The sequence below is a fragment of the Ketobacter alkanivorans genome (assembly GCF_002863865.1).
Taxonomy (GTDB): Bacteria; Pseudomonadota; Gammaproteobacteria; order Pseudomonadales; family Ketobacteraceae; genus Ketobacter; species Ketobacter alkanivorans.
Genome location: NZ_CP022684.1, coordinates 1,740,123 through 1,752,635 on the forward strand (window position 1 = coordinate 1,740,123; position 12,513 = coordinate 1,752,635).

General features: G+C 51.4%; 11 protein-coding genes. 4 read left to right on the forward strand and 7 right to left on the reverse strand.

Annotation, left to right across the window (positions count from 1 at the left end):
* The first annotated feature begins 23 nt into the window (after positions 1-23).
* Positions 24-746, forward strand: coding sequence for a 16S rRNA (uracil(1498)-N(3))-methyltransferase (locus Kalk_RS07470; protein ID WP_101896244.1), 723 nt, complete (start codon positions 24-26; stop codon positions 744-746).
* 22 nt (positions 747-768) lie between these two features.
* Here the strand turns inward: Kalk_RS07470 and Kalk_RS07475 are convergent, their stop codons facing one another.
* Positions 769-2,796, reverse strand: a complete 2,028-nt coding sequence (locus tag Kalk_RS07475) for a methyl-accepting chemotaxis protein (protein ID WP_101893596.1) — start codon at positions 2,794-2,796, stop codon at positions 769-771.
* A 155-nt stretch (positions 2,797-2,951) separates the two neighbouring features.
* Here Kalk_RS07475 and Kalk_RS07480 point away from each other — a divergent pair, with 155 nt between their 5' ends.
* Both Kalk_RS07480 and Kalk_RS07485 read left to right on the forward strand, forming a co-directional pair.
* The gene (locus Kalk_RS07480) at positions 2,952-3,314 is read left to right on the forward strand and encodes a hypothetical protein (protein ID WP_101893597.1); all 363 of its coding nucleotides are present in this window, start codon (positions 2,952-2,954) and stop codon (positions 3,312-3,314) included.
* Between the two features lie 168 nt (positions 3,315-3,482).
* The gene (locus Kalk_RS07485; RefSeq protein WP_101893598.1) at positions 3,483-6,086 is read left to right on the forward strand and encodes a LuxR C-terminal-related transcriptional regulator; all 2,604 of its coding nucleotides are present in this window, start codon (positions 3,483-3,485) and stop codon (positions 6,084-6,086) included.
* A 25-nt stretch (positions 6,087-6,111) separates the two neighbouring features.
* Here Kalk_RS07485 and Kalk_RS07490 read toward each other — a convergent pair whose 3' ends face one another.
* The 3 genes from Kalk_RS07490 to Kalk_RS07500 are packed head-to-tail and all read right to left on the reverse strand — an operon-like array spanning position 6,112 to position 8,423.
* The gene (locus tag Kalk_RS07490; RefSeq protein ID WP_101893599.1) at positions 6,112-6,876 is read right to left on the reverse strand and encodes a phosphatidylethanolamine N-methyltransferase family domain-containing protein; all 765 of its coding nucleotides are present in this window, start codon (positions 6,874-6,876) and stop codon (positions 6,112-6,114) included.
* 6 nt (positions 6,877-6,882) lie between these two features.
* A complete protein-coding gene (locus Kalk_RS07495; RefSeq protein WP_101893600.1) occupies positions 6,883-7,326 on the reverse strand; it encodes a hypothetical protein in 444 nt (147 codons plus the stop codon).
* Entirely contained in the window at positions 7,326-8,423 is a 1,098-nt protein-coding gene (locus Kalk_RS07500) for a Rieske 2Fe-2S domain-containing protein (RefSeq protein ID WP_101893601.1), read from the reverse strand. The genes Kalk_RS07495 and Kalk_RS07500 overlap by 1 nt, the downstream gene beginning before the upstream one ends.
* A gap of 214 nt (positions 8,424-8,637) precedes the next feature.
* On the opposite strand from Kalk_RS07500, the gene Kalk_RS07505 reads away from it, so the two are divergent.
* Positions 8,638-8,994 carry a nuclear transport factor 2 family protein gene (locus tag Kalk_RS07505; protein WP_101893602.1) on the forward strand — a complete coding sequence of 119 codons (357 nt, stop codon included), beginning with the start codon at positions 8,638-8,640 and terminating at the stop codon, positions 8,992-8,994.
* A 69-nt stretch (positions 8,995-9,063) separates the two neighbouring features.
* On the opposite strand, the gene Kalk_RS07510 is transcribed toward Kalk_RS07505, so the two are convergent.
* The 3 genes from Kalk_RS07510 to Kalk_RS07520 are packed head-to-tail and all read right to left on the reverse strand — an operon-like array spanning position 9,064 to position 12,447.
* A complete protein-coding gene (locus tag Kalk_RS07510; RefSeq protein ID WP_101893603.1) occupies positions 9,064-9,819 on the reverse strand; it encodes an SDR family NAD(P)-dependent oxidoreductase in 756 nt (251 codons plus the stop codon).
* A 49-nt stretch (positions 9,820-9,868) separates the two neighbouring features.
* Positions 9,869-10,645: an SDR family NAD(P)-dependent oxidoreductase gene (locus tag Kalk_RS07515; RefSeq protein WP_101896245.1), complete on the reverse strand. Its 777-nt coding sequence runs from the start codon at positions 10,643-10,645 to the stop codon at positions 9,869-9,871.
* A gap of 17 nt (positions 10,646-10,662) precedes the next feature.
* Positions 10,663-12,447 (reverse strand): FAD-binding protein, encoded by a 1,785-nt coding sequence (locus Kalk_RS07520; RefSeq protein WP_101893604.1) that lies wholly within the window; start codon positions 12,445-12,447, stop codon positions 10,663-10,665.
* Positions 12,448-12,513 lie beyond the last annotated feature (66 nt).

The window sequence follows — 12,513 nt, forward strand, 5'->3', positions numbered from 1 at the left end:
CATCTGGCCCCATAATGCGCGCCATGAATGTCATCTTGATTCACCCCCATGAGTGGGGCAGCAAAGCCAGCCAGGGCACTCTGACTCTGAACGATCATCGCTTTGTGCACATCGCTTCCGTCATCCAACCGAAATCGGGGGATCAGTTGCGAGTGGGCTTAATCGGTGGGCAACTGGGCATGGCCACTGTCAGCCAAATAGACAATCAAAGCATAACGTTGGACGTCACCCTGGATACACCGCCGCCGCCGCCGTTGCCGGTCACTTTGCTGTTGGCGTTGCCTCGCCCAAAGGTACTGCGCCGCACGCTGCAAGCCTGCGCCACTCTGGGGGTAAAGCAAATTTACCTTATCAACAGTTACCGGGTGGAAAAAAGCTATTGGCAAACACCGTTTCTGGAAGCCGATGCACTGCGGGAAACCCTGCTGTCAGGACTGGAGCAAGGGCGGGACACCCTGATGCCTGACGTGCATTTACGCAAACGTTTCAAACCATTTGTGGAAGATGAATTACCGCAACTGACCGAGGGCAAGCAGGCCTGGACCGCACACCCGATGCCGGAATCCGTACCCTGTCCTGGCAACATTACTGCCCCGTCCTTACTGGCAATAGGGCCAGAAGGCGGCTTTATTACTTACGAAGTGGATAAACTGGCTGAAGCGGGGTTCCAGACCATCAGCCTGGGGCCCCGCATCCTAAAAGTGGAAACAGCCCTCCCTGCACTGTTGAGCAAGCTGTTTCTGTAGAGGGGCACCCTTACCTTAACGGCTATACCTTAAAAGCACCCAAAATAGACTTCAACTGCACTGCCTCCTGTGCCATATCCTGGCTCGCCTGAGCCGTCGACTCAGCCTGACGCGAAGCCTGCTCGCCAGAGTCACGAATATCATGAATGTTCTGGTCAATTTCATGGGCCACCTGCGCCTGCTGACCTACCGAAACAGCAATTTGCCCGGTCATCTCTACAACATCTTTCAGATCCTGACTGATCTCATCGAACACCACACCAAGGGAACGCGAATCCTCCACGGTGCTGTTAGCCACTTCACTACTGTGCTGCATAGCATGCACAGCCTGATCGATCTTCTTGAGAAAATTATCGATGATGGACTCGATATTCCCGGTGGAATCCTGGGTCCGCTGGGACAGGGAGCGCACTTCATCCGCCACCACAGCAAAACCTCGGCCTTGCTCGCCGGCTCGCGCTGCCTCGATGGCTGCATTCAAGGCCAACAGGTTAGTCTGAGCGGCAATGGATTTGATCTCTTCGATTACCTGAGAAATTTTCTGACTGTCCTGGGCCAATTCGTTAATGGTAGTGCTGGTTAAATTAATGTCCTGAGACAAAGAACTCACCTGCTGCAGCGACAACGTTACTTGCTGACTACCTTGTTGAGCCTTGCCGCTGGTTAGGTTCACCACATCCTGGGCCCGCTTGGAGTAATCCGCCACCCCCTGCACCGTGTTGGTCAATTCACTGATGGCAGCGGCAACCTGTTGCGTTCGATCCATCTGCGTCTTCATGCCGGTGCTGCTTTCTACCGAGTACCCTTTAACGCTCTCAGCCAGTGCCGTCACTTTATCAGCGCTGGCCGCCACATGAGTCACCAGCTCCCGCACCCGCTCAGTACTGAGGTTAAAACGCATGATCAAGCGACCCATTTCATCATTGCTGCGTTGTTCCAGCCGCACGGTCATATCACCATCGGCCATACGGGCAGCACCGCCACGCACCTGCTCAATAGAATCATTCAAAGACACATAAAATGCCACATAGACATAAGCAGTGATCAGCAACAATGCCACCAGAGCGGAAACGACCTGCACTGTACTGGTTAACTCCGCATCCTTCTTCTGAGCGATGATCTTTTCGGCATGCCCCAACAATCCATTGCTGAATGCAACCTGCTTATCCATCAACTCACTGACCCGATCAAAATACTCAGACCAGCTCAATTCAAACGAGACCGCAGTCACCACTTTCTCATCCGCCAAACGGCGCAATGTTGCTACATCATCCATCAGGCTGTTCAATGATGGCGTTAACACAACCTGCGATTCACCCTGCAGCGTATTCTCGAAAGTAACCGGGAACTCATTTTCAAAGCGCTCTAAAGCAAACAGGCTTTTCTCCAGCGCATCCAATGTAAAGCCATCCAGATAAGCATACGTCAATCCATAAGAACCGATGGCGCGCAAGCGGCCACTGGAAAGGCCCAACCCCGTCAACGACCGTGACAACAAATCGAGCATACCCGCCACATCTTTAGAGCTTTCCAACGTCAACCGGCTCTGCTCGTAGACGTACTTAAGGCTGGCCTGAATTTTCGTAGAGGGGCCGTTCATTGCACTGAAGGTAAGTTCCGGGCCTTCCTCGTTGTTCACCCCCAAACTGGCCAAGGCCTCAACCTCTTGGCGCAAACTCGCCATCTGCTGCTTAAACGCCGCATCTGCCACCAACGGATTGGGCAGAGCAACAATGGCATCTATGTTCGCCAAGGCTTTCCGGGTTATCTCTCTCTCCTTGGACTGAGCATCCTCTTTCCGGTAAACGTTGCTCACAACTCGAATGTCACGCTGTTGCTCCAGCAGCCGCTTTACCTTCATCAACTCCACGGACAACTGCAGGCCTTGCTGTTCCAGCTCCGCGTTACGTATCTGGGTAACAGAATCACGCACGATCATGCCGCTGAAAATCAGTAGTGGGACGTAGAACAGCAGGCTGATCAGAACGAACTTTTTGGCAAAACTGACCCTGGATATCAGGGCAATGCCTGGCGCCAGCAGAGACTTCATTTAACTGATCCTCGATAACTATTTGATGATTGACACAAAATCAGTATAGCAACCCCTCTGGAGATGCCAGCAGGCAGCGTAACCGCCGGAGTGGTCTATGCTTAGATTAGATACACCTGCCTATCAAGCACTTAGACCCGTGGGGAGCCGTTACAATGGAACACAAGGAAATACTGGATATAGCGGAAAGCCTGCGTCGCCAAGCCCGAAAAGCCGTGTCCAAATTTCAGACGGAGCTGGATCTGAAGGGTGGCCTGGTGGACGCCATGCGAATCTTCGGCGAAAGCGCCCTGTATGGCCGGATCATGCTGGAACATCTGGAGCCGATATTTAACGCCCTGGATCAGGAAAACACCCAGCAGGCAGAGAAGGATGTGCTCCGCTACCTATCGGAGCGCAATGAATTCCTCACCGGCATGAAACCCTGGGTGCCCAGTTCCACTGACATCATGGATAACATGCTTAATATGGTGAACGCCACGGTGATTGCCGACTTGATTGAGGCCTTCAAAGAGTAAGGCCTCACCTTACTTTGGTAATATTTCGTTTCACATCTTCACATAGTTTTCGGGTATTCTCCCATTAGGCCGCAGCAGGTTATAAGCGGCCAGCTATAGACAATTGAGCGCCTGTCAGACCTAACCCATAACAACAAAAGCGACGATCCGCCCCGAAGTAGTCTTGTTATGTTATTGAAGACTAAGTTTTTTGCTCCCCCTATACGGGACGATGCCATTCCCAGAGAGCGCCTGCTAAGACGCTTGGGGTCACCTGCGCCTGGCCGCCTGTCCCTGATCCATGCCCCCGCAGGGTACGGCAAAACCACCCTGATCAAACAATGGCTGGATAGCTTGCGCGGCCATTATTCGTGGCTATCTCTGGATCAACAAGACAACGAACCGAGTCGCTTTTGGCAATACCTGAGTAGCGCGCTGGCACTGCCTATGCCCCGCGCAGAACGGGATACCGCAATCAACGAAGATCACCTGATTAGGCTGCTTAACCACTGGCAGGCAGCGGCCCCGGACTTTTTACACGTTTTGGTGCTGGACGATTTCCACTGCATTCAAGATCAGGCCATCCTTGATCAACTGAGTTGGTTTCTGGATCGTTTACCTCACAGCCTGCACTTGGTGATTACTTCCCGCACCCTGCCGCAGCTGCATATTCCCCGCCGCCGAGTACGCAATACCGTCGTCGAGCTGAAAGCGCAGGATCTCTGTTTTCAGTCCACCGAAACCCAACAATTTCTGGAACAAACGCTGAGCCTGCACCTCAAGCCCGACATGGTGAGTGCGCTCCACAATCAAACTGAAGGCTGGGCCGCCGCGCTGCAACTGGCGGGGCTGTATCTTCAGGGCGATGAAGCCAGCGCCGATCAGTGGCTGGAACGCAAAAGCAACAACTCGATGGTGGATTATCTTGCAGAAGAGGTGCTTGCCAGTCAGACAGAAGCCGTGCAGCAATTTTTATTGCACGTAACTCTGATGCGTCGCTTCAATCTCCCACTGTGCGAATTCGCGCTTTCAGATTTACCGGATTGCGAGGCCCGCGCCTGTCTGCTCCAATTACAGGAAAACAACCTGTTCCTGATCCCGCTGGATGAAGACAGTAATTGGTTTCGTTTTCACGACCTGTTTCGTGAGAACATCCAGAGCCTCGCACGCAAAGCCATCCCAGACTCCCTGAGAATTTTTCTACGCAATGCAGCTAACTGGTTTTTAGCCAACGCAGAAAAAGAGGAGGCTATCTTCTGCCTGATGCAGGCCGAGCTGTGGCACGATGCAGCAAATTTAATCGAAGAACTGGGCGTCACTCGCATGCTCGCCGGTCAGAATGATTCCCTCAACTGGTGGCTCAATCGCCTACCTGAAACAACCATTGCGGAACGCCCAAAGCTGGCGCTCATCAAGGCCTGGACTCTGTTTTGCACAGAGCGGGTTATAGAAGCAGAACCTTATCTGGATCAGGCCGATCGCATGCTGCAAGGGGCAGATCACACCGCATTGCATACCCAGATCCTCCTGTTCCGGGCGCATATTGCGCGCTTTCGAGGCGATACAGAACAATCTGCACACTGGTCTGCGCTGGCCATGCAGCAGTCTCAGGATACACCCCACCAACACAACGCCGTCACCCAGTTCGCCATGGGGCTTGAACTATACCAAAATGGTCAACATCAATCGGCACGGGTGACTTTGGAGCAGGCGCTTAAAGCCGCTCATGAGGAACTCAATTATTTCTGCGCATTATCAGTCTCTGTACTGTTATCCCATGTGTACTTCCATGCTGGCTTTACCCAGCAGGCCCTTGCCATATTGGAAGACACTCGCCACTGGCTGATGAATCAACAACAGGCCGGGGACTATATAGAGCATTGGCAAAACATCCTATATGTCAGCATCTATCGCGAAACGCGCAAACTCGATCAGGCTCGCCAATTCATGCAGCCTCTACTGGAATTGCAACAACAAGGCGTCGAAAACGGACACAGTGCATTGATCAGCCTGATTCAATCAGCATTACACGCATGTGATCGCAACTGGGATCTAGCCCTCACTGCCACCGAATTTGCAGCCGGGTTAATGGCTCAGGATCAAAGCCATTGGTCCGCCATGTCACCTGATGCCTCCATGATGAGAGCGGTCTATTATCTGCAAAAAGCAAACCCGGAGCCTGCTTTACAGTGGGCCAAGAATAACGAAAAACGCTTGTTAGAAAACCAACACTTTAATACAGAAGAGGAGCGCATGGTGTTAGCGCGCTGCTTGAGTCTACAAGGGCGATCAGATGAAGCACTACAACTGTTGGAATCCATCATTGAAGAAAGCACTTGCCAAGGCCGCCAGCTCAATAAAGCCCGCTCACTGCTGACCCAGGCAATAGTGTATTGTCATCACGGACGCTTAGATGCGGCTACCGACGCCCTGCAGTTAGCTCTTAGCTGCGCCGAACCAGCGGGCCTGCAACAAATGTTTTTTGACGAAAGCCCCTTTATTCAACCGGCGTTGCTGTTACTTAAACAGCGCGGGCATACCGGTTGGTGGGAAACAGTGATCGATTACGCAACCGATGAACCCAACGAGCAAATGGTGGAGCCCCTCACCAGTCGCGAACTGGAAGTACTGAATCTCATCGCCATTGGCCATCGTAACCAGGCCATAGCCGACACATTACACATTGCTCTGACCACCACCAAAGCGCATATACGTAACATCTATGAGAAAATGTCCGTGGCTAGCCGCACGCAGGCGGTGGCTCGAGGCCGCGAACTGGGATTAATCCATTAGCAAGACTGAGGCTTAGACTTGGCAATCATAATATATAAGGAATGATTGCTTTACGGTCTCTGGGATAATCAGAAAACGTTTCTCGATACCAACGATGATTTGCCAACGCTCTTGGCACCAGGTTCGCCATGGTAAACAGCACAAAAGACAACCCCGCCAATGACCAGCTCGCCAATGCGAAACCGCTCCATGTGATTATCTCCCCCAGATAATTCGGCATCGACACCCAGTTAAAACCGAACCCCCTTGGTATCTGATATGCTCCTGGATTCTGCTCTCGCAACTCCCGCAGCATGCGATCAGAGCGCTTGTTTAAGTAATAGCCGAACCCAAACAGCATCACGCCCAGGATAAAGCGCGGATCTGTCAGCCAGTCAACCGTCAAATGATTAGCATAGTGGGACAAATAGGTTCCATTCAAATAACCGTTGATACCACAATAGAAACTTCCCAATGCGATCACCAGCATAGTAGTACGAGCGCCCGGCTTAACCCGAATCTGAAATGGATAGATAAACGAACGATGCATATAGTGCAGCTGCCACACAACCATCAAAAGCAAAGGCACTAATTGAAACGCCTGCTGGCCGGTGAAGTAAAAATAAAAGAATACCAGGCTCGCCGGTGATTCCATCAAAACCCAGCCCAGCCGAACCGGAATAGTCGGCCCCCACCCACTACTCTGATGTCGCCCGTAAGGTGCATTAACCCAGGAAAGTAACAGCACGGTAGCAAGGGCGGATGCAAACACCGCCAACAGCACACCATTAAACAGAGTATCGTCAGTCATAGAAAGTTACGCAGATTTATATAAACGCCAAGCGATAAAGCTGAACAGGATGAATTCGGTGACAGGTAGGGCTACCATCTGTTGAAAGGCCCCGTGAGGAAACAAAGCCGTACCCAAACGCATCACACCCAGCAACAACATACCCAATGCCGCAGCCTTCATCAAAGCGCTACGATTGATTACATCGCCTCTCAAACAGCCCATTAACCTTCCCCACACCACGAAAGCAGAACCAGCCGTGGCAAGGCAATAGAAAATCATGCCCGGATCGCTCACGCCAGCCTGCTGCATCGCTATTTCCGACTGAAACCAATGTGGCATCGGCAAATAAACAAAATACAGGGCCAACAAACCCACACCAAGAACCATCAACACGGATGAAAACAGCAAAAGCCAAGGGGAAGCAGCGCGACCTGAGTCGCGCCCATCCGATGAAACTGCAGTGCTCATCAGGCTTCCGCTGTTTCTTCTTGCTGCTGCACTACAGGTTCAGCCAGCTTCTGCTCTGGTATCGGGTTAAATGCATCCACTTGATAGGTTCTGGCTTCATTCCAAACATCTGGAACATCGGCAATGTCTACATAAAATTGGTTATACCACTGGCGCAGGCGATGAATCGGGCCATCACCATCGCACAATACAGGATTATCCACTCTTACCTTGGTATGCCAGAACGCAACATCTTCAAAGAACGCCTGCTGGGTCAATTCCACGTACCCCTTTACCATCGCATCGCTGTCTTCTTTGCTCATGCCAGGGAACAGCTTTACCATTACACCAAAACGCAGATCAAAACTTTCAGTGGAGGTGGGGATATGGCTTACCAACAACTTGGAGTGAACAGGCACGCCATTCATCTCGCCGCTCATTTCGGTAATCATGTAGGCTGGGCCATAGTAAGTAGCCGTGGTGGTAAGAATAGAATCACCTGCCAAGCGCGGGCTTTTGCCCTCCATATGCTGCACCGCAATATGTTTGTGAAAGGTGTTTTCGAACTTTAACGCAGCAGAGGCATGAACAGGCCCAAAGTGAGCTTTATCGGCCATGTTGTCTACCAGCTCACGACAATTGGTTTCAATAGGAATCAACACCACTTCCCAATCCGACCAACCCGGATCACCACACTCTTCAATCACCGGCGGCAATTGATCTTGTATGGGAAGATTATTTTCAGGATCATGGTACACATAAGCAAGACCGTTGCGTTCCAGCGTTGGCCAGGGTTTGATGCAGGCTTTGGCAGGGATTTTTTTTGCATAAGGAATATCATCACAAACGCCATCCTCACCCCAACGCCAGGCATGCATGGCACAGCGAATGGAATTGCCTTCTACATAACCTTGAGAAAGATCTGCCCCCATATGTGGGCAATAGCCATCCAGCACAATCAAATGATTGTCGGTGCCGCGGTAGGCAACCAACTTAGTCCCAAAATAGTTTAACGATACCGGCTTGCTTGTGTAGTCCTCTGCCTTACCCAGACAATGCCAACCTCGGGCGTATCGTTCTTCCACCGGTGCGGCTTCGATTTTTGCGTACTTGCTCATGACTCTCTCCTCTGGGGCATCGATCTTTTTATTGTGATTTGCTCGTCGCAGAGGCCACTATAACCCCATTCCAATATCAAGTATACGGCGTATACCTAACACTTAAAAAAATGAGCAAACATTACCGACTGACTACGCTAGCAATGCCCTTGTAATTTTGCAAGCATAATGCAAATATAGTTCATAAATAACAAACAAACGGCGAGGAAAGGCCATGACCGATGCAGCCCACATGAAGCAAGTGGTTGAAAATTATATAAAAGCCATTAGCACAGAAAACCTGGACATGATCCGTGAAATCTATGCAGACAACGGCACCGTGGAAGACCCGGTTGGCACACCACAACACGAAGGCATTGATGCAATTCTAAAATTCTATGGTGCTATCAAAGGTTTAGGCGTGAAACTGGAGTTGACTGGCGCTGTGCGCTGCGCCGGTAACGCTGCGGCGTTTCCTTTCAAGGCAAAAATTGGGCCGACCACCATGGAAGTAATCGATGTGTTTGAGTTCAATGAGGCAGGAAAAGTGACGTCGATGCGTGCCTATTGGGGCGCGGAAAACCGCTATTAATTCACTGCGTAATCAAGAGGGAAGTAAAACACTTCTCTCTTGATTGCAGCAGAACAGCTGGGTAGAACCCTACATCGCTGAGCGCGAACCGCCATCAATAAATATGTCCTCACCACTGATATAGCTGGCTTCATCTGACCCCAAAAACGCAACCAATGCCGCCACCTCTTCTGGCGTTCCGCGACGGCTCAACGGATGAATCGGGGCCAACAGGCGACGATTAATGTTGTCAGGAAAACGAATGCCTTGCACCAACGGCGTCTCGATACCACCAGGACAGATAACATTGGCACGAATACCGTCTGCCTCAAACTCCTGCGCCATACACTTGGTGATTGCTGCCACCGCAGCCTTGGAAGCACAATAAGCCGTTTGATATGCGGTCATCACTTTCGCGTTCAAAGAGGCGAAATTGATAATGTTGCCTTTGGTTTTACGCAGGTGTGGAATGGCTTCACGACAAATAATAAAAGTACTGTTTAAGTTAATACTCATGAAGCGGTTAAAAATGTCAGAGGTGAGCTCTTCTAAATGATAGAACCCGGCCACACCAGCCACATTGACCACCACATCAATTTGACCGAACGTATCAACAGCACTTTGCACCAAAGCTTTGCAGGATTCTTCTTCCATTGCATTAAAAGTGATAGCCCGACAGACACCGCCTGCCGCATCGATCTCTGCGGCAGTCGCCTGATTACCTTCTTCATTCACATCACCCAGAATCACTTTGGCGCCTTCTTCAGCCAAACGCAATGCCGCAGCTTTCCCCATACCAGATGCTGATCCGGTTACAATGGCCACTTTGTTCTCATATCGTTTCATTGTTATTGTGCTCCAAAAATTGGTTATGCAAATTCTTCAATGTGCGGATTTAAACTGCGTAACCGCCGTCAACAAACAACAACTGGCCGGTCACGTACTTGGATCGATTCGACGCAAAAAATGCCGCAGCTTCCGCAATATCTTCAGGCTGGCCGAAGTGCTTAATTGGCAAATTTGCCAACACAGCTTCTTTCCAGGCAGCATCGAACACACCCTCCGCCTCCAGCCGCTTGAAAATTCCAGTTTCAATAACGCCCACAGCAACACTATTGGCGCGGATACCGTACACGCCCTCTTCCTTGGCTACATACTGCACCAGGGCTTCATTCGCCGCTTTCGGTGCTACCGACAATACGTCTCGCGGTGGTGTGCGCCCTAACCCGGCCGAGGATATATGCACCAACGAACCACCGCCATGGGTGCGAAAGTGGGGAATAATATTTTTAACAATTCGAAAGAAGCCGTTCAGATCTCCCTCTATCACCTCTTCCCACTGCTCATCCGTCACCTCTGCCAGAAACGGCTGCTTAATATCAGAGCCCGCCGCCACCACCACGCTGTGCAAGCGACCATGGCGCACCGCAGCCTCTTCAATCGCCCCATGGATCTGATCCTTATTGGAAATATCCACTTGGTGAATCGTGCAGACCACCCCCAGCTCCGCAATCGTTGCCGCCGCCTGTTCTGCCCGCTCCCGATTGGAGCAGTAGGTGATGGCTACATCACTGCCGCCCTGTGCAATGCGCGTTGCGATAGCGGCACCAATGCCGCCGCTGCCACCAAACACCAGGCTTGCACCTTCGTTAAATTCTGCAGATCGGGTCATATCCTTGTCCTCGTTTTTCAAGCCTGCACGGCCTGCTCTGACGCTTGGGCGTTATGATTCTTTTTACCCGCCAAGGCAAGATCTTGTTGTTTAGCTGCATGCTTTGCGGCCAGGTACCCAAACGTCATAGCCGGGCCCAACGTGGCTCCTGCACCAGGATACTTGCTGCCCATTACTGAGGCGGCGGAATTTCCAATAACATACAAGCCAGCTATCACTTCACCCTGCTCGTCCACTGCACGGCCATTTACATCAGTGAGCACACCACCTTTGGTGCCGATATCGCCTGGGTGAATGGGCAATGCATAATACGGTGCCTCTGAAATTGGCGCTATGCAGGGGTTGGGGCTGGTGCGGGCATCGCCATAGTAACGATCATAAAAGCTTTCGCCACGATGAAATTCCGGGTCCGTCCCTGTTTTTGCGTATTCATTATTCTTACGCACAGTTTCTTTAAGCCCCTTTGCATCCACGCCGATTTTTTCGGCCAGCGCTTCAATGCTGTCTGCCTTCACCAGCACATCCCAGATACGTTTGCCTATACGATTGTCGGGCATGGAATAGCCTGGCGCTATGGGCCCAAACGGAAACTTCTTGCGGAACGTAGCATCGAACACAACAAAAGAGGGGAAAGTAGGCTCATCCGGTTTATTGGCCGTATAAAAAGCCAACCCTGATTCCAAATAAGGTGCAGCTTCGTTCTGAAAACGCTTACCGGCTTTATTTACAATCACCAATCCGGGCAAGGATCTTTCTGCAAAAATGACGTAGGGTCGATCCCACTTGGGAATTTTCACCGAAGGCGCCCACCAGGCATGTTGCATCATATCGGTTTTAGCACCAATCGCCATCGCCGCCTGAATACCATCGCCGGTGTTATTGATTTGCGAACCACTCCAATCCGGATTGGTTGGCTGCGGCAAATATTTCTTGCGCATTTCAAGGTTATGCTCGAACCCGCCTGCACCAATGACTACCCCTTTGCGCGCACGCACCCGCAGAGACTTGCCGTTTCTGTTAATGACGGCTCCCAGTACTACGCCATTTTCTTCGATTAAGGATTCAAGCGGTGATTGCAGCCAAAGATCAATGCCCCGATCCAGCATCGACCAGCGCAACTGTCCCACCAACGCATTCCCCATTGTCAGGCGGCGGGAACGTTTCCCTTTAAGGCGGCCAGGAATATCCAGATAATAACGCAAGGCCATCATGACGGCGGTGAACATCCAGCCCTTGGCTTGAGTAAGAAACGCCCGGCCTTCTTTCATGGTCATGGTGAGTTTACCGGCAACCAACACCTGCGGTGGCGGCTCACGCAACTGCAAAAAATGTTCTTTCAAGTGCTTGGCGCTGATAGGTAGCGGCTGATGAGTCCGATGGCCTTCTTTACCACCAGGCATCTCCGGATAGTAATCGGAATACGGCACCGATTCGAAAGCAACGCGACTGTTACGAGCCAAATACTCCAACATCTCAGCGGCCTTCTCCACGTAGGTGGTGAGGCGCTCTTCCGACACCTCATCACCAATGACCGCTTTGAGGTACTGCAGTGCTTCTTCCGGTGAGTCCTTAACGCCCTCCTGTCGAGCGTAATGGCTATTCGGAATCCAGATACCACCTCCGGACATAGCCGAGGTGCCGCCGTAACGGTCACTTTTTTCGACAACCAGCACCTGCTTACAGCCTTCAATACTGGCTACCACCGCAGAGGTAAGAGCCCCGGCTCCGGAACCAACCACCAACAGATCGACTTCCTGATCAAATGGGCCATTTGCCTGAGATGCCTGGGGGTTGCCTGCCATGGGCTTTTCACCTCTTTTTCAGTATTTATGTGGGTTTTTTATTATTCTCCATGGCAGTCATTATAA